The 23,289-nt window shown below is 36.3% G+C and carries 18 protein-coding genes; 12 read left to right on the top strand and 6 right to left on the bottom strand.

Annotation, left to right across the window (positions count from 1 at the left end):
• Window positions 1–478: 478 nt before the first annotated feature.
• The gene (locus MKY15_RS17585) at window positions 479–2,089 is read right to left on the bottom strand and encodes a glycoside hydrolase family 43 protein (protein WP_342538122.1); all 1,611 of its coding nucleotides are present in this window, start codon (window positions 2,087–2,089) and stop codon (window positions 479–481) included.
• 315 nt (window positions 2,090–2,404) lie between these two features.
• Complete coding sequence (locus MKY15_RS17590; RefSeq protein WP_067213924.1) at window positions 2,405–3,607, bottom strand: ROK family transcriptional regulator; 1,203 nt, start codon at window positions 3,605–3,607, stop codon at window positions 2,405–2,407.
• 290 nt (window positions 3,608–3,897) lie between these two features.
• Between MKY15_RS17590 and MKY15_RS17595 the strand changes: the two genes are divergently transcribed.
• The 3 genes from MKY15_RS17595 (at window position 3,898) to MKY15_RS17605 (ending at window position 7,001) form a co-directional block, all read left to right on the top strand.
• Window positions 3,898–5,181 carry an extracellular solute-binding protein gene (locus MKY15_RS17595; protein ID WP_342538123.1) on the top strand — a complete coding sequence of 428 codons (1,284 nt, stop codon included), beginning with the start codon at window positions 3,898–3,900 and terminating at the stop codon, window positions 5,179–5,181.
• A 104-nt stretch (window positions 5,182–5,285) separates the two neighbouring features.
• Window positions 5,286–6,164, top strand: coding sequence for a sugar ABC transporter permease (locus MKY15_RS17600; protein ID WP_067208774.1), 879 nt, complete (start codon window positions 5,286–5,288; stop codon window positions 6,162–6,164).
• A gap of 15 nt (window positions 6,165–6,179) precedes the next feature.
• On the top strand, window positions 6,180–7,001 hold the full coding sequence (locus MKY15_RS17605; protein ID WP_067208777.1) for a carbohydrate ABC transporter permease: 822 nt from the start codon (window positions 6,180–6,182) through the stop codon (window positions 6,999–7,001).
• An 84-nt stretch (window positions 7,002–7,085) separates the two neighbouring features.
• Here MKY15_RS17605 and MKY15_RS17610 read toward each other — a convergent pair whose 3' ends face one another.
• A complete protein-coding gene (locus tag MKY15_RS17610) occupies window positions 7,086–7,721 on the bottom strand; it encodes a YesL family protein (RefSeq protein ID WP_340742028.1) in 636 nt (211 codons plus the stop codon).
• Between the two features lie 249 nt (window positions 7,722–7,970).
• Between MKY15_RS17610 and xylA the strand changes: the two genes are divergently transcribed.
• From xylA to ugpC, 5 genes are all read left to right on the top strand, one after another.
• The gene (gene xylA, locus MKY15_RS17615; protein WP_338652503.1) at window positions 7,971–9,293 is read left to right on the top strand and encodes a xylose isomerase; all 1,323 of its coding nucleotides are present in this window, start codon (window positions 7,971–7,973) and stop codon (window positions 9,291–9,293) included.
• Window positions 9,294–9,324: 31 nt separating this feature from the next.
• Window positions 9,325–10,824 carry a xylulokinase gene (gene xylB / locus MKY15_RS17620; protein ID WP_342538124.1) on the top strand — a complete coding sequence of 500 codons (1,500 nt, stop codon included), beginning with the start codon at window positions 9,325–9,327 and terminating at the stop codon, window positions 10,822–10,824.
• A 388-nt stretch (window positions 10,825–11,212) separates the two neighbouring features.
• The gene (locus tag MKY15_RS17625) at window positions 11,213–12,196 is read left to right on the top strand and encodes an aldo/keto reductase (RefSeq protein ID WP_342538125.1); all 984 of its coding nucleotides are present in this window, start codon (window positions 11,213–11,215) and stop codon (window positions 12,194–12,196) included.
• Between the two features lie 274 nt (window positions 12,197–12,470).
• Complete coding sequence (locus MKY15_RS17630) at window positions 12,471–13,355, top strand: helix-turn-helix domain-containing protein (RefSeq protein WP_067208789.1); 885 nt, start codon at window positions 12,471–12,473, stop codon at window positions 13,353–13,355.
• 146 nt (window positions 13,356–13,501) lie between these two features.
• On the top strand, window positions 13,502–14,599 hold the full coding sequence (ugpC, locus tag MKY15_RS17635; protein ID WP_067208792.1) for a sn-glycerol-3-phosphate ABC transporter ATP-binding protein UgpC: 1,098 nt from the start codon (window positions 13,502–13,504) through the stop codon (window positions 14,597–14,599).
• Between the two features lie 129 nt (window positions 14,600–14,728).
• Here the strand turns inward: ugpC and MKY15_RS17640 are convergent, their stop codons facing one another.
• The gene (locus tag MKY15_RS17640; RefSeq protein WP_067208795.1) at window positions 14,729–15,544 is read right to left on the bottom strand and encodes a serine protease; all 816 of its coding nucleotides are present in this window, start codon (window positions 15,542–15,544) and stop codon (window positions 14,729–14,731) included.
• Between the two features lie 204 nt (window positions 15,545–15,748).
• Here MKY15_RS17640 and MKY15_RS17645 point away from each other — a divergent pair, with 204 nt between their 5' ends.
• From MKY15_RS17645 to MKY15_RS17655, 3 genes are all read left to right on the top strand, one after another.
• Complete coding sequence (locus MKY15_RS17645; RefSeq protein ID WP_342538126.1) at window positions 15,749–16,837, top strand: hypothetical protein; 1,089 nt, start codon at window positions 15,749–15,751, stop codon at window positions 16,835–16,837.
• 311 nt (window positions 16,838–17,148) lie between these two features.
• Window positions 17,149–18,492 carry an AAA family ATPase gene (locus tag MKY15_RS17650; protein ID WP_342538128.1) on the top strand — a complete coding sequence of 448 codons (1,344 nt, stop codon included), beginning with the start codon at window positions 17,149–17,151 and terminating at the stop codon, window positions 18,490–18,492.
• Window positions 18,479–19,210, top strand: a complete 732-nt coding sequence (locus MKY15_RS17655; protein WP_067208802.1) for a hypothetical protein — start codon at window positions 18,479–18,481, stop codon at window positions 19,208–19,210. The genes MKY15_RS17650 and MKY15_RS17655 overlap by 14 nt, the downstream gene beginning before the upstream one ends.
• 112 nt (window positions 19,211–19,322) lie before the next feature.
• On the opposite strand, the gene MKY15_RS17660 is transcribed toward MKY15_RS17655, so the two are convergent.
• A complete protein-coding gene (locus MKY15_RS17660) occupies window positions 19,323–20,483 on the bottom strand; it encodes an iron-containing alcohol dehydrogenase (RefSeq protein ID WP_342539781.1) in 1,161 nt (386 codons plus the stop codon).
• A 571-nt stretch (window positions 20,484–21,054) separates the two neighbouring features.
• Here MKY15_RS17660 and MKY15_RS17665 point away from each other — a divergent pair.
• A complete protein-coding gene (locus tag MKY15_RS17665) occupies window positions 21,055–21,519 on the top strand; it encodes a DinB family protein (RefSeq protein ID WP_067213926.1) in 465 nt (154 codons plus the stop codon).
• An 819-nt stretch (window positions 21,520–22,338) separates the two neighbouring features.
• Here the strand turns inward: MKY15_RS17665 and MKY15_RS17670 are convergent.
• A complete protein-coding gene (locus MKY15_RS17670; protein ID WP_338652497.1) occupies window positions 22,339–23,244 on the bottom strand; it encodes a TIGR01777 family oxidoreductase in 906 nt (301 codons plus the stop codon).
• Window positions 23,245–23,289 lie beyond the last annotated feature (45 nt).

Consider the following 23,289-nt stretch of genomic DNA (forward strand, 5'->3'; position numbering starts at 1 on the left):
TATATATATATTGATATGCGGAATATTGAATCCCATTGAATTTACTATGACATGGGGGATTTTCCCCCGACGCTAAGTCAAGGAGCTTCGGCGCAACTCTTAGGGCTTAAGCTACACCTTTTAAGCACCTTTACTTAGTTTATTTAGGTACCCAGTTATACAATATATAGATTTATAAAAACTTAATAATAATACGTTGTTATATAGTACTGATATTATATCCTAGATTCCAGGATAATCGAAACCCAGTATTATCAAATGATTCAAGGAAAGGGCTTGTTATCCCAAAACATCGCAAAGCTTAATTTAATCGAAGGACAATGAGAAAATAGTTCATTCGTGCTTCATGTCATTGTGATGTAATAGTTTATATACTTCTGTTTGTGTTTACTCAATCAAAAAAGACATGTGATTCCTATTGGAACACATGTCTTTTTGGGGTGATATTTGCTTCCACTCAGTTTAAATACAGGAATCTTTATATCCTTTCTTTATAAATAAAATAATCGAAATCAGCATGTCGATTCTGACCTGATGTATCTTGACACTGCATGCCGACAAATGCACCAGTAAAGAAGCCTCCACCTTTGATATAGTCATCAGAAAGCTTATGTGACGCAAATTTGACAGGTATAACAGTCCAATTCACTCCGTCAAAGGAATAAGAATACTCGTAAAAATTGGTTTTTACATCAACTCTGAGGTGAACATATTCTATAGTATCTGGAATGACGATTTCTTTACCTTGAAGCGGTTGAGCAAATATAAAGTTATCGTAAGTGCTGAGTTCAAGGATTCTACCTTTCTCTTCGTGCCAGGAAATCTGAAGTGCTGTCCAGTTTTCTGTATTATAATAGTTGACTAGTCCTGCAGATTGCTGGAAAGAGTTTGGAGTGAAGTTCACTTTCGTTTCTGCAGTAAAGTTAAAATGTTGCCAACGTCTAGCTATAAAAGCCTGAGTGAACTTTGAAGTCAAGGATTCTTTTCCGTATAGTCGCAGGTGGCCAGGATTGTCTTTTAGTGAAACAATATCTTCGCCTAATGGGATACGCAGTGATTGAAAATGATTATTTAATTCATCAATATCAAAGTCATCTTTCTCATCATAATCATTCTTCCATTTTACTTCTTCGATATCAGGTCCTTCAATTTCAAGGGACGGTCCGTTACCCCCAACCACATATGGCCAATCATTTTTCCACTCCATTCTTTGAATGGCAGTTTCCCGTCCAAGTGGGCAATAGCCTCGATCATCCAACAATGGTTGGTTTTCTCTTGGTAAGGGCCTGCCTGTTAAGTGTACTAAAAACCATTCATCTGTATGTGTATGAACAATTGAAGCATGTCCAGACTTTTGAAGTGGATTTCTAGGATATGGCCATGATGTAATCAATGGATTCTCGGGATGCACTTCATATGGTCCCCAAAGATTTTTTGATCGTGCGATCGTGGCAGCATGATCGTATTTTGTACCACCCTCTGCTGTTAATAAGTAGTAATAATCATTGATTTTATATATATGAGGGGCTTCAACTAATTTGATATCTGTCCCTTTAAAAATTATTTTAGATTCTCCAACTAGTTTTTGTTCCTCGACGTTATATTCTTGAAGAACTATACCATAAAAATTATGATGATCGATACGATGATCCCAGTACATGTTCGCTAGATACTTTCTACCGTCTTCGTCGTGATACAATGATGGATCGAAGCCGGAGCTGTTTAAGTAAGTACGCTCAGACCATTCTCCATCAATAGTTTCACTGGTTACAAGGTAATTGTGGCAATCTTTCCATTGTCCTTCTGTTACCTTCACATCCGTATAGATTAGCCAAAACTTACCGTCACTATGTGAGAGTTGGGGGGCCCATACACCCCCTGAATTAGGATTTCCCATCATATTTAATTGGCTTAATCGATTAAGGGGCCTTGAAACTAATCTCCAATTATTTAAATCCTTGGAATGATATATACCCACTCCAGGGAACCACTCAAAGGTAGAAACGGCAATATAATAATCTTCTCCTACGCGGCAAATGCTTGGATCTGGATTGAATCCAGGTAAAATTGGATTCCGAATGATTGTCATTTTAATTCACCCTTTACATAATTTTTATCTTTCACCAAATCTGAGCACCCTGAAAAATAGTGAATGCATGTAAGTGCTTACAAAATGGAGAAAGGTTAAATACAATTATAAAAATACTAATTAATGACCTATTGTTTATCAATAATCCGACAGTTATTGGCAGGGGAGTAATGGGATTAATAAATAAATGAAATCATTAATTAGCAATTTTCACAATACTATATTAGATAATACACTAGTTAATTGGATTAGCAAATTAGTGATAGTTGATTAACGAATGACTAAAGTAACAAAAGGTTTGCCGTTACTACTACTTTAAATTTGAATTATACTTCTTTGTTGGATACTAACACTTAAAAAGTTTTCTATTGAAAAAGCAGCTACGCCTAATGCGGACGAGAGTGTGGATAACTCCGAAAAATCAATTTGTAAATCACTTCGTTGAAACCATAGAGCTTGGTTAGCTACTCTTGTATTCAAAGATTCCTCTAGCCACTTTTTAGAAGAGGCCATCCGATTACCAATAATCACTTGTTGTGGATTAAAGATATTAATAATGTTATTTATGCCTACACCTAAATAGTCCCCAGTTTGTTCAAATAGTTTGATAACCTCTTTATTGCCATTCTCTGCGAGAGTTAATAAATTATTTAAGTCGCCTTCTTTGTTAGAAGGGAGGGGGATATCTAACAGTCCAGCGTTATTGATTAATGCTTGTTCTGACGCATACAATTCCCAACAACCATCATTTCCACAACGACATTTAGAACCATTAACTTGTATTGTCATATGGCCAAGCTCACCAGAAAAACCATTGGACCCTTTATACAAAGAACCATTAAGAATAAGTCCGACACCTATTCCAATCCCAGCACTTACATAAATGATATTTTCAAACTCTTTTCCAGCACCAAATTTCTTCTCTCCGTAGGCACCAGCATTTGCCTCGTTTTCAATAATGACTGGAAGGTTATATTTTTTTTGTAAAATTGACTTTAAATTAACGTTTGTCCAGTTTAGATTTGGCGCTAGCAAAACTTCCCCACTATTATCAACTATTCCCGGTACACCAACACCGATTCCAACGATTCCGTGAGGGCTAGGTGGCACAGAAGAAATTAGGGAATCGATGGTGTTAAATAATTGTTCTTCAATTTCATTATAAGAAAGGTTCTTAAAAGTCATTACTTTCTCTTGAAAAATATTTCCGTCTAGGTCAGTTAAAACGCCGAGTAAGTAATTCACCCCTAGATCTATTCCTATCGAATAGCCAGCTGAATTATTAAATAATAACATGACAGGTCTTCTCCCGCCGCTAGATTCACCTGGACCAGACTCATAGATTAAGTGATCCTCTAGTAATTCGCTCACTAAGGATGAGACGGTTCCTTTGTTTAAACCAGTTTGATTTGCAACAGCAGCCCTTGAAATAGGGGAGTTATTTTTAATTTTATCTAAAACTAAAGATTTATTGCCTTTTTTGACTACATGATGATTCCAAGTTTGATTAGCATCCATCTTCATTCCATTCAACTCTTTCTCTCTTTTTTTTCATTCTAACAAATAAAAACTTGATTAGATACAACTTCGTATTCAACTGATTTGAGTGTCTACCTAACTTTTGTGGAAAGAATTATAACGTCCTTTTCCTATTTTGGGGGAAAAACACAATTGAAAATCACAAAAATAGAGGTAGAAAAAAACTTTGTTCATCCACTAGACTAACAACTTCCTGTTTGCTATAATGAAAATGCATACAACAATCTGAATATTGTTGTTTCAAAAACTTGAGTTGGGGGAGATAAATAATGAGGAAAAAGAAAGCGTTTACAATTCTGTTATCCACTTTTGTTTTGACTTTATTATTAGTAGGTTGTTCAGATTCAGGTAAAACATCTAGTGATACTGAAATAAAGTTTATGCATCTATGGCCCGAGGGGAGCTCTAAACAGCATCATGAAATTGTAAGTGAAATTATTGCTGATTTTGAAAAGGAACATGAAGGTGTCAAAATTGATTTAGAAGTGTTAAGCAATGAGCAATACAAAGATAAGTTAAAGGTTCTATCAACATCTAAAGAATTACCAGACGTTGGAATGACTTGGGCAGCAGGATTTTTAGAACCCTATGTAGGTGGTAATATGTTTGCTCCATTAGATGATCTTATTGATAAAGAATTAAGCGATACATTCATTCCAGGAACTGTAGAGGCTTATGCAATAGATGGGGTGACTTACGGTCTTCCACTAGAGTTGAACATTGCGACAATATATTATAATAAAACTATGTTTGCAGAGCATAATCTCGAAGCACCAGAAACATTTGAGGAACTAGAAAATGTAATTAATGTATTTAAGGCAGATGGAATACAACCTATCGCTTTAGGTAACAAAGATCCTTGGACAGGTTCGTTATGGTATATGTATCTAGCAGACCGAATTGGTGGTGCTGAAGTCCTTAATAAAGCGATCGATAGATCCGGTACTTTCGAGGATCCAGCATTAATTGAAGCAGCAGAAAAAGTACAAAACCTTGTCGATATGGGGGCATTTGTCAAAGGATTTAATGGTCTCTCTGATGAAGAAGCGAAAAGTATGTTTATGAATGAACAAGCACCAATGTATTTAATTGCAACATGGGATTTACCAAATTACACAACAAATGAAGATGTACCTCAAGAATTTAGAGATTCTGTAGAATATCTCAAGTTTCCAACTGTGGATGGGAAGGGAGATATGAATAGTTTTATTGGGGGACCTGGGGTTGGATTATTTGTTGCAGAAGATTCTGATGTAAAAGAAGAAGCTAAAGAATTTGCCGCATTTTTTGTTAAACAATGGGGCGAGAAATCTGTCACAAAAGCTGGCGTTATTCCAGCATCAAAAGTGGATGCTGGATCCTTAGACCTGCCACAAATGTATATCGATATATTGGATGAACTTAATTCAGCAAGCAATATTACTATGTTTGCTGACGTTCAAATGAGTCCAAGTGTAGCACAAGTGCATTTAGATGCGATTCAAGCACTTTTTGGGAATCAAATGACACCTGAAGAGTTTGCGAAAGCGCACGAAGAAGCCCTTTCGAAATAGTAAAAAGCATTCTGCATTGCGTAAAGTCAAATTAACAATGAAGAGGACATATCCTTAACATCGGATGGTCCTCTTCTACTTCATAAGATATGGGGTTGAGTGTAATGAATAAAGTAATGTCAAATAAGCTATATATAGCACTTTATATTTTACCAGCACTCCTGTTGATTACTGTACTAATATTTATTCCATTAATCCTTACGGGTTACTATGGATTAATGGACTGGGACGGCATTGGTGCAAAGAAATTTATTGGATTAGAAAATTATATTAATGGGATTAAGGATCTCAAATTTTGGAGTAGTGCTTATCATTCGTTTTTACTAGCAATTTTCTCGACAATGAGCTTAGCGCTATATTTGTTAGTTTCATTAATATTGGCATCCAAAATAAAAGGCGCTGATTTACTGAGGAAAATATACCTGATTCCAATGCTTTTGTCTTCAGTTGCGATCGCTCAACTTTGGATCAAAGTATACAATCCGTCGAATGGTATTTTAAATGCTATTCTTATCAAAATAGGGATTGATAATCCGCCCGCGTGGTTGGCCGAGCCATCACTAGTATTATTTGCTATTTTCATACCAATTTTGTGGCAATATGCTGGATTTTATATTTTGATTTACTATGCAGCACTTAAAAATATTCCTGAATCGATGATAGAGGCAGCGAAAATTGATGGTGCATCTGCTTTTCAAATTGCCCTTAGGATTAAGCTACCTCTAATTAAAGAAGTAGTAAGCGTCACAGTCGTATTAGCTATTGTTGGATCACTAAAGTACTTCGATTTGATTTATGTTATGACTGGTGGAGGACCAAATGGAGCGAGTGAGGTTATGGCGTCCTATATGTATAAACTAGCTTTTTCAAGTTATGATTTTGGATATGGAAGTGCCATTGGATTCTTATTGTTGATCATTACCTTAGTAGTAACGTTAGTTGTTCGGAAATTTACTACTTCCAACGAGCCAATAGAATATTAGAAGGAGGTTTATGATATGGGTCGCATTGGTTACTTTTTTCTTTACGTTTGTCTAGCAGCTGTAGCGTTGTTCCAGATACTCCCAATAATATGGCTTTTCATTTTCTCATTAAAAGATAATAAAGAGATATTTGCTGGATCACCATTTGCTCTACCGTCGGAGTTTAGATGGGAAAACTACCAAAAGGTTTGGGATGGTGGAATAGGCATTTATTTCTTCAATAGTGTTTGGATTACTGGTCTAGCGATTATCCTAACAGTATTGTTTGCGAGCATGGCAACTTTCGCAATTACAAGAATGAAATGGAAGTTAAGCGGTTTCGTATTGGGGTTGTTTATGGTTGGACTAATGATTCCAATACACTCTGCTTTGATACCACTTTTCAGTATGTTCTTAAGCGTAGACTTAATTGATAATCCTTTCGCTGTTGTCATTACATATACGGCTTATAATTTACCAATCACAATGATGATATTACTCGGCTTTTATTACACATTACCTCGTGAAATAGAAGAAGCCGCAATTATAGATGGATCTTCAGTTCATCGATTGTTTTTCCAAATTATTCTTCCGATGACTGTGCCAGTAATGTCTACTACTGTGGTTATTAATATGATTTATAATTGGAATGAATTTGTATTTGTAAATACGTTTATAAGTTCAGAAAAATATAAAACATTAACCGTAGGTATTCAAAACTTTATTGGGCAATATATGACAGACTGGGGAGCAATCGGAGCAACGTTAATCATTAGTGTGTTACCAATTATTGTTGCATTCATCTTCTTTAGTAATAAAGTCGTTGAAGGGATTTCTGCTAGTGCAGTGAAAGGGTAATAAGTGTATGGCACATAAAAAAACTTCATACAACGGGGGATTGAACTGCTCCGTTGTGTGAAGTTTTTTTCGTGAAAAAAGTCGTTAATTCTCGATATTAACGGGATTGCCATTTTTCTTATTCGTTTTATTAAAAGCATGTAAACTGACCCACATTGTTATGTATGCGTATGAACTTCCACCAAATATGAATGCCAAGGCAGGAAAACTTTTCATAATAAAAAAGAGTGGTACAAGACAGAGTATTATCAATAAACTATTGAAGGGGTTTATTAACATAATAAAAAAGCTGTTTTTCATAACATATTGTACTTTTATATCGTAATGAACAAAGGCAGGAAAGATATAAAATAATAACATAATGAAAAGTAACATAAATGCAAATAAAGGTATATATGTCCATGTTAAATCCCCGTTAGTATTACCTTGAATGTAAATAATATCAATCGTAATTAAGAAGATTATTATACTAATAAATATTCCCAAAAGATTGCTTTTTAAGAAGTCTCTCCGATAGTATTCCCAAAAGGCTTTTAAAATTGGCTTTTCTGTATTTCCTTTTAACCATTCTCGGGTTATTGCAAACATTGCTATAGTAGCTGGGAAAAAGCCGAAAATTATTCCGCCTGCTAATGAAAAAAGTATCCACAATAAATTTAAATAGGCAAACCTTGTTATCCATTCAAAAACGTTATAAATAAAGCCACTAGTAGGATTCATTGACAACCACCCTTATTTCCTGACTTATAGAATAAGCCAATCTCATTATTTAATAGAAAGAGGAATCATTAAAAGCATACACTACTCATATAAAAAGTTCATCATTTCCAGTGATAAATGCAATCAGTTTTTTAAGTTAAAAACTTTGTTCAACTAATAGACAAACTAATGATTTGTGTTATAATTACAAATGTAAGCCTTTACATTCGCTGTTGCTTTGTAACATAAAAAATCTAGGAGGTACAAACAATGACTTATTTCCTAAACATTGACAAGATTAAATTCGAGGGTTCATTATCAACAAATCCATATGCATTTAAATTTTATAATCCCGAGGAAAAAATCGGTGATAAAACAATGGAAGAAATATTACGCTACGGAGTCTCGTATTGGCATACATTTACGATGAATGGCTCAGATCCATTTGGCGGAGGCAACATGATTCGCTCGTGGGATAAGTTTAGTGGTATGGATTTAGCTAAAGCCCGCGTAGATGCTTCATTTGAATTTTACGATAAAATTGATGTACCATTTTTCTGTTTCCATGATATTGATATAGCACCAGAGGGTAGCAGTTTAAGAGAGTCTAATCAAAACTTAGATACAATTGTAAGTATGATCAAAGACTATATGAAAGATAGTAAAGCAAAATTACTTTGGAATACGGCGAATAACTTTACACACCCACGATTTGTTCATGGTGCTGCCACTTCAAGTAGTGCAGATGTATTTGCTTATTCTGCAGCTAAAGTGAAAAAGGGATTAGAAATCGGTAAGGAACTTGGTGCAGAAAACTATGTATTCTGGGGTGGCCGCGAAGGTTATGAAACACTTCTGAATACAAACATGAAGCTGGAGCTGGATAACTTAGCACGTTTCTATAATATGGCTATTGACTACGCCAAAGAAATTGGCTTTGATGCCCAATTTTTAATTGAACCTAAGCCAAAAGAGCCTTCAACACATCAATATGATTATGACGTAGCTACTGCACATGCATTCTTGCAAAGTTATGGTCTTGAAGATCATTTCAAGTTCAATATTGAAGCAAACCACGCGACACTAGCGGGACATACATTTGAACATGAACTTCACTATGCACGCATTAATAATATGCTGGGTTCAGTTGATGCAAACCAAGGGGATCCACTTATCGGATGGGATACAGATGAATTCCCTACGGATTTATGGTCAACAACACTTGCAATGTATGAAATTCTTAAAAATGGCGGACTTGGTAGGGGCGGCCTAAACTTCGATGCGAAAGTAAGAAGAGGTTCATTTGAGCCAGAAGATTTATTCCATGCACATATTGCTGGAATGGATGCTTTTGCAGTAGGTTTAAGGGTGGCACAAAATTTAATTGATGATAAGGTCTTGGAAAGTATAGTCGAAAATCGCTATCAGACTTACACAGAAGGTATTGGACTTGCTATTGTTGAAGGAAAAACAGACTTCCGTAAACTGGAAGAGTATGCTTATGGTTTATCAGATATAAAACAGACATCTGGTCGCTTAGAACAAATTAAAGCAACAATCAATCAATACTTATTGAAAGCTTTCGCTAACTAATTAAGTTTTGAATGGCAGGAGAGATGTAGCTATGAAATATGTAATAGGTATAGATTTAGGAACAAGTGCTGTTAAAATTTTACTCGTCAATCAACATGGCGCTGTTGTTCAAGAGGTATCGAAATCTTACCCTCTAATTCAAGAGAAAACGGGATATAGTGAGCAAAACCCTAAAGATTGGGTTGATCAGACTGTATCGGGTCTACTTGATCTTTTGAAGGATTTCGATGGGGATCCAGAAGATATTGAAGGCATTAGTTTTTCTGGGCAAATGCATGGACTTGTTTTGTTAGATGAAAATAATGAAGTATTACGTCATGCGATTCTCTGGAATGATACAAGGACAACAGCGGAGTGCAAGCGAATTTATGAAGTCGTTGGAGAAAAGCGTTTGTTATCTATAACAAAAAACCACGCATTAGAAGGATTCACTTTACCAAAAATAGTATGGGTTAAAGAACATGAGCGAGAGTTATTTAGTAAGGTTAAGACGTTTGTTCTTCCAAAAGATTACTTGCGTTACAAGCTTACAGGTAAATTACAAATGGAGTACTCTGATGCAGCTGGAACACTTCTTTTGGATGTCAGTAAAAAGGAATGGAGTACAGAACTCTGTGAATTACTAGATATTGATACCAGTCTTTGTCCACCATTAGTTCACTCCTATCAGGAAGTAGGTAAGATAACATCTGTATTTGCAGAATCTACTGGTCTTGCCAACTCTACACGTGTATTTGCAGGTGGTGCTGATAATGCTTGTGGTGCTATTGGTTCAGGGATTTTAGAGGATGGAAAAACACTTTGTAGTATTGGGACATCTGGTGTCGTTTTGTCTTATGAAGCAAGTCCTGATAAAGATTTCCAAGGAAAGGTTCATTACTTTAATCATGGTGCTCCCGACGCATTTTACTCAATGGGTGTTACTCTGGCTGCGGGTTATAGCTTAACTTGGTTTAAAGATGTTTTTGCGGGGGACGAATCTTTCGATGATTTACTAGCCGATGTTGGCTCTGTCCCTGTTGGATCTAATGGACTGGTATTTACTCCTTATTTGGTGGGTGAAAGAACACCACATGCAGATGCTGCAATTCGTGCAAGTTTTATTGGAATGGACAGTTCTCATCACAGAAAAGATTTTGTTCGAGCAATTCTTGAAGGGATTACATTTTCGCTAAATGAAACTATTGATATTTTTCGTCAAAAGGGCAAACAAATCGATACGGTCATATCAATTGGCGGTGGTGCGAAAAATGAAGATTGGCTTCAGATGCAGGCTGATATTTTCGATGCTGATATTGTTAGACTTAAAAGCGAACAAGGACCAGGTATGGGGGCAGCCATGTTAGCAGCTTATGGATGTTCATGGTTTGATTCATTGAAGGATTGCGCGAATGAGTTCTTGAAGGAAGATAAACGATTTCATCCCAATAAAACTAATGTGGAAAAATATAAAAAGATGTTCGCTATTTATCAGGATATTTACGGTCAAACAAAAGATATTAATCGAAGGCTTTTAGAATTCCGTAGGTAGTCCTTTTAAATAAGAGTCTCAACTAGTTAGTTGGGACTCTTATTTATAGAAATACTAGTAACTATTCTGCATAACGGTGAAGAAGTTAATGACGAACATAACAGCTAAGTGTGAAATTCTGACATAAAAGTCACTAATGAGATCTAACAAGAACAAGTGAATCCAAATAGGATAGAACTATTATATACAGTTTGAAGCATGTTCACCGAAGTTTTGCGGAAATGAAATGGATATGATTTGTTCGTAAAAGAGTGAATAATTAATATTATCGTGAGTGCCAAAACGGCTTTTATTCATTAGTATACGTATTAAAGCTATTGTTCTTGTATTTCAAATCTGTTGTTATAGGCTTTGTTAAAAAATACTTGGATAAGTGGAGTGAGGAAAAATGAATTATCGTCAAATTGGCAATACAGATTTAAAGGTAAGTGAGCTCAGCTTTGGTACTTGGGCAATTGGCGGAGCTTGGGGAAGAACGAATGATCTAGAAGCATTGAAAGCTTTAGACCACGCAATAGGAAAAGGTGTAAACTTTTTCGATACGGCAGATGTTTATGGAGATGGCCATAGTGAGGAACTATTAGCGAAAGCAACCAAAGGAAAACAATCTGAAATTCATATAGCAACTAAATTCTGTCGAGCAGGGGATGTACATGACCCTAAAACATACTCAATGGAAAGTGTTACAAAGTATTGTGAAGACAGCTTAAGACGACTTAATCGCGATCAACTTGATTTGTTTCAAATTCATTGTCCACCAATGGAGATTTTAAAGATTGGTCAAGTGTTTGAAGTACTTGATCGTTTGAAAGAACAGGGGAAAATTCGCTATTATGGTGTTAGTGTTGAAACTGTTGAAGAGGGTTTATTTTGCTTGGAGCAACCTAATGTTAGTGCATTGCAAGTCATATTTAACCTATTTCGTCAAAAGCCGTTAGAAGCACTATTTCCGCAAGCAAAGGAACAGGGGGTTGGTATTCTCGCGCGAGTTCCACTAGCAAGTGGGTTATTAACAGGGAAGTTTAGAGCCAATTCACAGTTTGAAACAGATGATCATCGTAATTTTAATCGAGATGGAGAAGCATTTAATATTGGAGAAACATTTGCAGGGGTAGAATTTGCAAAGGGTATAGAGTTAAGTGACAAACTTACTTGGATAGCTGAAAATAGAGGGAATATGACACGGGCAGCACTCAAGTGGATTTTAGAACACGATGCAATTTCTTGTGTAATACCTGGATTTAAAAGCGTTGCTCAAGTAGAAGATAACTTGCAAACTGTAAACGTAGAAAGTTTTACGGAAAAGGAAATGACCAAATTGGCGAAATTTTACAAGGATGAAGTGCAACGGGAAATTAGAGGGGCGTATTGAGTTTGTAATGAGGCTGTAAAAAGCGTCTATGCTTGTTTCAGCAGAAACTTTTACTAATACATTGGTTATCACAAAAATGCCAAAGGGAAAATTCCTTAGGCATTTTTACATTACTTTGTTTTACTGGAACTGCATCATATTTATGTTTATGTGTAGTTGCAAAAACGGAATCATCTAATTGCAAGGCGTATGTAAGTATTAATGTGGTACTATTAATTTTGACATAATAATCTAAAGTGAAAATGTTTTTCGAAAAAGGTAAAGAGGTGCTTTGATGATCAATCAATTACGTAAAATTTATTCTTCACTTCTTGTATATTCTGAGAGAAAGGATAACCTAGACCGTACATATAAGTGGTTTGTGACAGACGACAATGAAATTATTGGTATTAGTGAAGAAGAATTAACTTCCAAAGATTTATCATTATTAACTACTTTCTTATTACCATATAATATAAACTTACCATTACCTACCGCTGAAGAACAAAAGTGGAGAAACACAGTTCATTCGACTGAAGTAAATTCTAACTTTGAAATTAAAAATCCCTATCGCTTTATTTACTTTTCAATCAAAAAAAATCAAATTGACCCAATTATATTTAAAGATGCCATTCATGAACTATTTGCAAATCCAGTTCCTATTCTATGGGAAAATGGACATGAAGGGATTATCATAGAAGAACAGACAGTCTATGAAGATAGCATCTCTTTTGAAGAGATTAAAGATATACTCATGAGCGATTTATATGTGAAAATCAACTTCTTTATAGGATCTTATAAAGACGGTTTGGAGGACATCGCTCAGTATTATCACTCATTAATAAATGCGGCTAAGAAAGTATTTATATATACGAATAAGACAGTAGTAACGTATATTGATGCTGTGCCCTATCTACTTATCAATCAAACAGAATCAGATTTACGTTCCGATATTGGCAAAACTATTTTACAAGAATACATAAACGATGAAGAAACACTGAAAATGATTGAAACGTTTCTTCAATGTAATTTAAATATATCGGAGACTGCAAAAGTATTACATATGCACCGAAATAGCCTACAATATCGGTTGGATCGTTTTTTTGAAAAGACGGGGATTGATGTCCGACAATTTCATCATGCAATGACAGTTTACCTGGCCCTTTTAGCAAGAAAGTAACTCCATTTGTTAGGAAACTTCGTTCATAGTAAATATGCACGAAGAGTGTCCAGATCTTTGTGCATATTCACCATTACTTAAATAGTGTAAATATTGTATTCTATTAATAGTAGATGAAAGCACTTACATACACTGGAGGGAATAAAATGGCAGACTTGAAATTGGTAAATATAAGAAAAGTATATGATAAAGATGTTGTTTCTGTTAAAGATTTTAGTTTGGAAATTAGAGATAAAGAATTTTTAGTATTAGTTGGTCCATCAGGTTGTGGAAAATCAACAACACTTAGAATGATTGCTGGTTTGGAAGAAATATCAGGAGGCGATCTTTTCATCGGTGGTAAAAGAGTGAACGATGTCCCACCAAAAGATCGTGACATTGCTATGGTTTTCCAAAACTATGCATTATATCCACATATGGACGTTTACAATAATATGGCATTTGGTTTGAAGCTACGTAAATTTAAAAAAGATGAAATAAAAAAACGTGTTGATAATGCGGCTAAAATTTTGGGACTTGAGGACCTCTTAAATCGTAAACCAAAGGCACTTTCAGGTGGACAGCGTCAACGTGTTGCTTTAGGACGTGCTATTGTACGTGATGCCGAAGTATTCTTAATGGATGAGCCATTATCTAACTTAGATGCTAAGTTACGCGTACAAATGCGTGCGGAGATTCAAAAGTTGCACAGGCGCCTGCAAACAACAACTGTTTATGTAACCCATGACCAAACGGAAGCGATGACAATGGCCACGCGCCTCGTAGTAATGAAGGATGGATTTATTCAGCAAGTAGGAGCCCCTAAAGAAGTTTACGATGAACCTAACAATGTTTTTGTTGGTGGTTTTATTGGTTCTCCAGCAATGAACTTCTTAAACGGTAAACTAGAAGAGAATCATTTTGTCATGGGAGATGTAAAGGTTCTGGTACCCGAGGGTAAAATGAAATATCTTCGCGAGCAAAACTATATTGGTAAAGATATCATTCTAGGAGTTCGTCCAGAAGATATTCATGATGAACCGTTATTCCTTGATTTTTCTCCTGAAACAAAAATCAGGGCTTCGATTGAAGTTGCTGAATTAATGGGTGCCGAGATAATTCTTTATTCTAAGGTAAATGACCAAGATTTTGTTGCACGTGTAGATGCGCGTTTCAATGTTGTGGCTGGAGAAACAATCGACTTAGCATTTGACCTTAATAAAGCACACTTTTTCGATAGCGAATCAGAATTACGAATTAAATAAGATTAAAAAGTAAAGCCACTAAGGGAATTAATTTTCCTTTAGTGGCTTTGTATTTGGATTCTTTGATGTTGAAAATGGTTGCCAAACACCACCTATATATCTATTTAACATCTTATCTACAAACACTACTTATTGTCGATCATAAAACTCATCTACCGGAACAAATAAACCGACTTTTCCATGCGTTTCATGATCTAACGTGGCGAAAACAATGCCAATCACCAGCCCCTTGCTATTAAATACGGGGCTACCGCTATTACCTCGATAAACCGGTGCCTTCATCATAACGACAGGTACATCCCAATCTGGTAGCTGGATATAATCAATTATCGTACCTTCATTTGCAATGCCCTTAAAACTTAAAGGATTACCAATAAAGTTTATGGCTTCATTAGCTGTAAAAGTCGTTTTTTCAGCGAGTTCTAAATGGGGTAGGTCTTGTCCATTGACTTTTAATACAGCAAGATCGACTGATGGATAGGTATGCACAACTTCTGCCGTAAAACGTCCTTCTTCTGGGAAAAAGACATTTACAGTGTCGATTCCTTTGACAACATGATAGTTTGTTAGAATAGTTCCGTCACTCGAAATGGAGAAACCTGTGCCTTTGCTTTCAGCGGATTGAATAACAACAACAGATTTCTTATAGGTACCAATGTTTTCTTGCTTCGATAATTTTGAGGAAGTTTGTAAGAATTCAATGGCTGGGATTGAATACACTTCAAAAATGATCGCAAATGTGTTGAAAACCATCACAATGGAGATAAGCCAAAATAGCCATTTTGGAAATGGGCGTTTCGTTTTGGGGGTTGTTTTTTCTTGCGCCTCTCTATAAAGGACCTCCTGTTGTGCTTCTAATACCAGTGCTTGTAGCTCTTCATCATCAATTTCCTCATTTGAATCAACGTCTTTTAAATCAGGCGGTTGTTTTTCATTCGAATTCATGCACGCACACCCTAACTATTAAATACATTTCATTATAGTTCATTATAGCAAAGGAAAGAATACAACGTTTTTTCTTTTATTTGTTTGTCATCATTTATTAAGTCAGAACATATAATGAATGGTTCAATGACATTTAGATGGAAGAATGAATATAGTCCAAGCGTATTTTTCTTACACAATTATTTAGTAAAAGGGGAATGAGATATGAGCAGAGAAAAGAAGAGAATGTTGGTCCTTTCTATAGCATTAGCACTTGGGATTGGCGGAGTGATGCCATCTTATACTTTCGCAGCGGTGGAACAAGCTGGATCACACTTTCAAATTGGACAGATTGTCAAAGGGACAGTCGTTGAAAATTGGGGTAATGAAATAATCGTTAAAGGTGATAGCGGTGAACGCTACCATGTAGGATTGCATACTTTTACTGAGGAGAAAATCCAGGCGATGAATTTCTCAGTTGGAGCTTTGGTGCAAATCGAAGGAGAAGTCCTGGAAAGCATTGCGGATTTATATAGCTTTGACTACTTTGTTAAAAATCTACCGCTCGGGGTGACAAAAGATGAAATTAAAAAGCTTGAACTTCTTTACAATGAGGTAATGACTTTAGAAAAGGATGAGTTATGGGAGGAGGCAGGAGAACTATGGGTGCAAATTAATCGAATAACCAATCCATATTATCTTGCAAATTGGGAGCCTGAAGCATTTGACGTCTATATAAGTATGTTTGAATATCCATTTACGGCTAATGACCTGCTGCAACTGGAAGAACTATATTATCAATGGGTTTCACTTGCAAAAAGTGGGGCGGAGATAGAATCTGGCGTTAAATTAGATCAGTTTTTTGAAATTGTCAATACTTATTATGTAGAGCCCACATTTGAAGAGTATATTATAGATTTAGGTACGACTATTTCCAAAACAGATTTTCCGGTGATAAAGAAATTATATGAGGATGCTCGCCAGGCTAGTAGTGATGGAGACGATCAACTGGCGATGGATAAATGGGAGGCATTTGACTCCGTGATGCGACCGTATTATCGCGCTGCCAATCCAATGCCCACATTTGATGAACAAATGGCTTATTATGATTTCGAAGTATCTAAGGAAAATCTTTCTAAACTACAAAAAATTTATACTGGCATCATTGACTTGGAGCTTAATGGTAAATATGATGAAGTAGATAGTCAATGGGAGTCATTTTATAGCATTTTGGAGCCGTATTTCTCAATGAATGTAAATATCCCATTCCGTGCCACACAAGTCATAATCAACGGCGAGACTTTTCAAAGATAAAACGTATGTTAAAATGCCTATCGTTTCGGTAGGCATTTTTGTGTTGTCTTAAATATAACGTAAATATTTCTAAAGCATTGAAAATTAGTTTTAGGTAGACGTCTGTGTAAAGCTACTCAGTCAATACACCCTAATTTCAGTACAGCTTCCAATTGCTAGCCTGAATAACTTATGACAAGTAAGAGCATATTGATAAGTAAATTACATTTTCACCGCCGATAAACGCATTTAATAATTTACTCTTTAAATGTATTTATCATTGAAAGTAAATGAATATCTTCATTTTATGTAGAATTCATAGGAGGACCTCCATGAAAAGTATTGTCAGGGTAACCAAAGTAGAAATAACTAATTTGAAAAACGTTAAAAATGGTGAGTTTCACACAAATTCAACTTTCAATACATTGGAGAAAGCTGATGTCATAGGGTTTTATGGTCAAAATGGTTCTGGGAAAACTGCGGCAGTGGAAGCGTTCAATCTGTTAAAGACTTTATTATCAGCCAATTATAATGCTCCACTTCCCAAGCTCACATCTAATTTGCTATATTTTAATGAAAAGACTATTCGTTTATTGTTTCAATTTATTATTGAAAATCAATTCGGTGAATTCTACGTTAACTATTCAGTCTCTTTGACGGCGGGAAAAGGAAGGTATCAAATTGTCGAAGAACAAGTAGTATATCGAGAAAATAAGGAAAATGAGCCATTCAAAGTTCTAATTTCGAAAACTGTTAAAGGATTAACGATAGGAGCTAATGAATCACATGAAATGAATGAATCTGCAAGGGTCTCAGTCATAGTAGCCAATAGAATGGCCACTAGTAACTCAACTTCTTTTGTATTTCGAGAAGAGTTAAAGGAAGTATATGAAGAGCATTTAGAAGAAACTGAAATTGAAATCATGAAAAGTCTTTCAGATGACCTTAATCGTGATTTACACATCATTGATACGATTCAATATGGTTTATTAGTTGCCAATCTTGTTATGCCTTTTAGTGTTCATTTGGAAAGAAAGCGTGGACATATACCCTATGAGATGGCGGACACAATGGTGTTACCACTGGACTTATTTAAAACGATTGACCAAGTGGTTAGTCAGACGAATATTGTCTTGCAGACCATTATCCCAGGCCTTCTAATAAAGATAAGGCAGATCAATAAGCAGAAGTTGAGTGATGGCAGTGAAGGGGTTCGCTTTGAGTTTTTATCAAAACAAGGGGAGATTGAACTTCCTTTACGAAGTGAATCGGAAGGTACATTGAAAATTATTTCTATCTTAAGTACTCTTATTGCAGTTTATAATAATCCGAACGCTTGTGTTGTAATTGATGAGCTCGATGCAGGGATTTTTGAATACTTACTTGGCGAAATATTAGAAGTTCTGAACGAAAATGCACAAGGTCAACTTTTTTTCACTTCTCATAATTTAAGAATATTAGAAGTGCTTCCAATTCGAAACTTATGGTTTACGACTCTTAACGAAGAGGATAGATACCAACAATTAAAAGGTGTTGAAAGGCTAAGCAATGCACGGGATATCTATCTACGTGCAGTGCAACTGGGCGGTCAAGACGAAGAAGTCTATGCAGAAACGAATTTATATGATATTAAAACGGCATTCCGAAAAGCTGGGATTATACATGACAAATACTAAAAAGAAGGTCGTGTTATTACTTGTCGAGGGAAGCTGCGAAGAGGTATTGCTATACAATCGGTTACGCAGTCTTTTCGAGCAGCATAATATACGTTTCCATATTCAGCACGGCGATATTTTATATGACTTGGACAGGCCGGAAGAACCTATCAAGTCTGTGATTGGAAATGCAGTAAATGAATTTATGATAAAAAGTAAATTTCGTCCTGAAGATGTATTCTGTGTATTGCATATTATTGATATGGATGGCTGTTTCATCCCTGAAGATGCGATTGTTATTGATGACACCCAAAAAGAATTAACGCTTTACCACGAGGATCGAATAACTGTTCCGCATGAAAAACAAAAGCAACAAATAGCAGCTAGAAATATGGATAGAAGTACAAATATCAATATAATGAAGGCATTGGATAAGATAATTGCTGGTGAAATCGACTACCGTATGTATTACTTTTCAAGAAATTTGGAACATGTTCTATTCAAAGAACCCAATCCAGAAAAGGATAGGAAATTTCCAGAAGTAGAACGGTTTATTGAGCAGTTGGAGATACCAATTGAAGACTTTTTACAGGGATCTATGCCATTGGTAAATGGTGCAGATTCTTATAAGGAAAGCTGGGAAAAGATTTCTGAAAGGACGGCTTCATTGCAAAAATATAGTAATGTGCCTTTGTTATTCGAATTTGTTAAATTACGGTCTGGCTTTCAGAGTCCCTAAAATAGCATATAGTCAGGTGTTAGTGTTCAGTTATAAGACAAAGAAAAAACCACTTTATTTCAAAAGTGGTTTCTTTTCTATGGCTTTCTATTTGATGTATTGACCTGCAACCTTACATGGAACGAATTAAAATATCTCTGACACTTTCTCGATCTAATTCTTTGTAAAGGCCAACCCCAGGTTTGATAAAAGTTTTATCGATAATTAATTCAATATCTTTGTCGTCAATCCCATAGTCGCTCAAACGATTGGGAGCATCGAGAGAATCCCAGAATGTACGAAGCGCTTTCGCTCCTTCTTTTGCGACTTCAATATCACTCTTGCCTTTATCAGAAATACCAAAAACGTTCATTGCCAACATTTTTACTCGGGATGGATCATCTTCAAGTACATGCTCTAACCAGTTTGGGAACAATATGGCCAGTCCTCCACCGTGTGGTATGTCATAAACAGCCGAAAGTGCATGTTCTATTCGATGAGACCCCCAGTCACCGCCATCTGTTCCATTCGACAATGTTTCATTAAATGCAGTTGTACTAATATACATCATCGTCTCACGATGTTCATAAGAAGTTAAGTCTTCAAGTAATTTTGGTGCAGTTCGAATCGCTGTTCGGAGTAGGGATTCAATGAATCCATCGATCATAGGCGTGTTTCTTGTACGATGGAAATAACTTTCAAGAGCATGAGACATACTATCGACAATTCCATATACTGTTTGTTTACGGGACACCGAGTACGTATAAGTCGGATCCAGGATTGAAAACTGCGGGAATACATGTGGCGAACCCCAACCAAGTTTATCCTTTGTGTCCCAGTTTGAAATAACAGATATCGGATTCATTTCAGAGCCAGTTGCCGCTAATGTAAGGACAGTTCCGATTGGGAGAGCTGATGTTATCGGAGCTTTTCGGGTAATTAAATCCCAAACATCTCCATCATACTTAGCTCCAACAGCAATAGCTTTCGTACAATCAATTGCACTTCCGCCACCGACGGCTAAAAGAATATCGATTTCCTCTGATTTGCAAATTTCAACGCCTCTATGCACCGTTGTTAAACGTGGATTTTGTTCCACACCAGGTAATTCAAATACCGTAGCTTCTGCTTTAGTGAGTTCTTTCATCACATCTTCATAGACACCATTTTGCTTAATACTGCCTCCACCATAAACTAGAAGGACTTTCTTATGAGCAACTTCTGTTGATAATTGACTAATTTGCCCCCTACCAAAATATAACTTCGTCGGGTTGTGTTGTGTAAATATATTCATCATTATTGCACCTCTTCTTAATAAAATCTTTCATCTCGCTGCAAAGGGGGATATGAGCCCCATTTAAAAAATTACAGTACGAACATTCTAGGTGGGATAACAGCTGAGAAAAGCCCTATTCGTTCAATTAATACTTTATCACGACTAGTGTTCAATCGTCGCAGATGCTGATCTAGGGTAAGGTATGTATCACTATATCTCCTATATATGTTAAGATAATGATGTCTGAAATATTGGACAATATTTTTCGGCTTGGCGACTAAAAAGATCCATCGAGCCTAAGTTCTTTATTTCTATCATAATTGAAGAGAAGAAAATGGTAACGATGTCCAATTCATTATCGAATTGCTTCATTAGATAGTTAGTGTAGCAGGGAATTAACCACCAAGCAAAGTGTATCAGTAGAGATTCAATCTCATTCAAGCTGATATACCGATTCAATTTCCTAGTTAGTTTCGGCAGTTGTCATTTAAATAATACTTTCGGGAGTGAACTACTTTTGGAGAATAATACGATATTTTTAATTGATCAAAAAGAGGGGTTAAGTCTAGAGTTCAGTAAACTGGTTTCTATGATGGATTATACTAGAGTTACAACGATTCGTGAAATCGAAAGTTTAACAGTTGAAGAATTGGATTTTCTTTATGGAGAAGAATCGAATTCAATCGGAATGTTGCTTGCTCATATGATATCGGTTGAAAAGGCATACCAAATCTTCACGTTCGAAAATCGAGATATTACAGATGATGATAGTAGTACGTTAAATCCAGGATTAGATTTAGGGAATAGTGCGCGAGATCAAATTAAAGGAAATAGCATTGATTTCTATTTGGAACAATTAGCTGAAACAAGGAACAAAACAATTGAAACGTTTAAAACATTGAAAGATGAATGGTTATTTGAACAAATGTCATTTTGGGATGGACTACCCACGAACAATTATTTTAAATGGTTTCATGTATTTGAAGACGAACTAAATCATCGAGGTCAGATTCGAATTATAAAAAAGATGATAAATAAACCTAAAGGGCGATAAAGTGAAATAGGTGTCAAGTGACAGAATCTAACGCAAACAAGATTGTTGCAAATACTAGTTTAAAAGAGAGTAGAGAAGAGTTTCATTCAAAAAAATGCAAATTGCAACTAAATATGTTGAATTAAAGAATCCCATTGAATTTACTGTGGCGCTCAATAATGAGAGAGGTGTAATTCGGGGTGTGTAGAACGCTTGACGCCTCTCGCCCTAAGCCTGGATTGGCGCTTCGCATCCAGTCTCACGGCTTCGGCTACCCCTTTGCCGCGCCTACGCTAGCGTTGTTCATTATTGAAGAGAGTTATGATTCGGAGTGTATATGCCGAGATTATAATGTGATTATTTTTTGATAGTGATTTAATTCAAGAAGGACGGACTAGAGATTGCAGGTCTCATTCCGGTAACGAAATGCTCTTTCTCACATAGTCCATCCAGCGAAGGTGCGTCTTTCTGGCTTATCGCGGGAGGCATCCACAAAGCGTCGAAGCGGTATTGGCAGGAATTTTAATTTGCTCTATGTAGTGGGGCTTTTCAGTGGCCACCCAAAAGCCTTTGTAAAGCGTATACGCCGTATTCATTTGTTCAACATATATAGTCGAAAAGCCTATCAACAGCGGAGTGAAATTATAGGACATTATCAACGAGCATGTGGTAAAAATGGTGCTGTCCCAGTCACTGACGAGTTGAAGCGGAAATACGATAGGCGACTAGCTTTTTAGATGAATTGAGGAATATGTACAGTGGAATTGAAACCCAATACTTTACGATGAAAAACGGTTCAAGGGGGTATTATTCCTTGAACCGTTTTTATGTCCATATTAATCATTGTATCTTATTAGAACTTTTTAGTATTTGTTGAAGTGCCTCCCCGATTGTACCAAATGTAAACTGAAAACCTTCCTTTTCTAATCGGTCAGGAATAACCCAACGGCTTTTCAAAATCAATTCCGTTTCAGTGTTCATAAAGATGGCTCCCATTTCGAGCATCCATTTTGGCGAGGGTAATCCGATCTTTCGGTTCATTGTTTTTCGCAGTTGTGTCATGAATACTCGATTCGTGATCGGCTGGGGAGCCGAACAATTGAATATGCCATTCAATTGTTCGTTGCTTTGAAGAAATAGGATGATTCGAAACACATCTTCTATATGAATCCAACTAAACATTTGGTTACCTGTTCCTTGTACTCCGCCGAGCCCAAAGCGGACGAGGTTGAGGTAGGGCTCCATCACTCCACCATCCTCACCGAGGACAATAGCAATTCTTAAAGCGACTTTCCTTGTTTGGGATAGCTGAAAATCAAATAGGGATTTCTCCCAAGCTTGTGCTACTTCTACGGAGAATCCGGTTCCAATATCGCCACTAGCCTCCGTCATAGGTCGATCCTCCGCATGTCGATAAATCGTAGCCGAGCTCGAATTGATCCATAATGGCGGTGGATTTTTACAGGCTAGCAGAGCATTTCCAAGTATTTCTGTGGTCCCAGTTCTGGAGTCTAGGATTTCTTTTTTATTCTTCTCATTATAGCGACAGTTGACGGACTTCCCAGCAAGATTGATGAGCATCTCGGCACCTTCTAAGGAATCTACAATGCCTACGCTATCCGTCCAAAAAAGATGATGGGGCTGTCTTGAAATGATAATTACTTCATAGCCTAAATTCGTAAACTTCTCTTCAAAGTATTGACCTATAAAACCCGTTCCGCCAGCTATGACTATTTTCTTTTTCATATCATCCACTCGTTTCTTGTAGTTCTTTCTAATTGGACGATGCTT

Origin of the sequence: Sporosarcina sp. FSL K6-1540 (assembly GCF_038620285.1) — a bacterium.
GTDB lineage: Bacteria > Bacillota > Bacilli > Bacillales_A > Planococcaceae > Sporosarcina > Sporosarcina psychrophila.

Excerpts from the sequence above, each read along its gene's own strand:
- MKY15_RS17640 (WP_067208795.1), bottom strand. The coding sequence starts at position 15,544 with ATGAATTCGAATGAAAAACAACCGCCTGATTTAAAAGACGTTGATTCA.
- MKY15_RS17670 (WP_338652497.1), bottom strand. The coding sequence starts at position 23,244 with ATGAAAAAGAAAATAGTCATAGCTGGCGGAACGGGTTTTATAGGTCAA.
- MKY15_RS17645 (WP_342538126.1), top strand. The coding sequence starts at position 15,749 with ATGAGCAGAGAAAAGAAGAGAATGTTGGTCCTTTCTATAGCATTAGCA.
- MKY15_RS17660 (WP_342539781.1), bottom strand. The coding sequence starts at position 20,483 with ATGAATATATTTACACAACACAACCCGACGAAGTTATATTTTGGTAGG.
- xylA (WP_338652503.1), top strand. The coding sequence starts at position 7,971 with ATGACTTATTTCCTAAACATTGACAAGATTAAATTCGAGGGTTCATTA.
- MKY15_RS17605 (WP_067208777.1), top strand. The coding sequence starts at position 6,180 with ATGGGTCGCATTGGTTACTTTTTTCTTTACGTTTGTCTAGCAGCTGTA.
- MKY15_RS17590 (WP_067213924.1), bottom strand. The coding sequence starts at position 3,607 with ATGGATGCTAATCAAACTTGGAATCATCATGTAGTCAAAAAAGGCAAT.
- MKY15_RS17665 (WP_067213926.1), top strand. The coding sequence starts at position 21,055 with ATGATGGATTATACTAGAGTTACAACGATTCGTGAAATCGAAAGTTTA.
- MKY15_RS17650 (WP_342538128.1), top strand. The coding sequence starts at position 17,149 with ATGAAAAGTATTGTCAGGGTAACCAAAGTAGAAATAACTAATTTGAAA.
- MKY15_RS17655 (WP_067208802.1), top strand. The coding sequence starts at position 18,479 with ATGACAAATACTAAAAAGAAGGTCGTGTTATTACTTGTCGAGGGAAGC.
- xylB (WP_342538124.1), top strand. The coding sequence starts at position 9,325 with ATGAAATATGTAATAGGTATAGATTTAGGAACAAGTGCTGTTAAAATT.
- MKY15_RS17625 (WP_342538125.1), top strand. The coding sequence starts at position 11,213 with ATGAATTATCGTCAAATTGGCAATACAGATTTAAAGGTAAGTGAGCTC.
- MKY15_RS17610 (WP_340742028.1), bottom strand. The coding sequence starts at position 7,721 with ATGAATCCTACTAGTGGCTTTATTTATAACGTTTTTGAATGGATAACA.
- MKY15_RS17585 (WP_342538122.1), bottom strand. The coding sequence starts at position 2,089 with ATGACAATCATTCGGAATCCAATTTTACCTGGATTCAATCCAGATCCA.
- MKY15_RS17600 (WP_067208774.1), top strand. The coding sequence starts at position 5,286 with ATGAATAAAGTAATGTCAAATAAGCTATATATAGCACTTTATATTTTA.
- ugpC (WP_067208792.1), top strand. The coding sequence starts at position 13,502 with ATGGCAGACTTGAAATTGGTAAATATAAGAAAAGTATATGATAAAGAT.
- MKY15_RS17595 (WP_342538123.1), top strand. The coding sequence starts at position 3,898 with ATGAGGAAAAAGAAAGCGTTTACAATTCTGTTATCCACTTTTGTTTTG.
- MKY15_RS17630 (WP_067208789.1), top strand. The coding sequence starts at position 12,471 with ATGATCAATCAATTACGTAAAATTTATTCTTCACTTCTTGTATATTCT.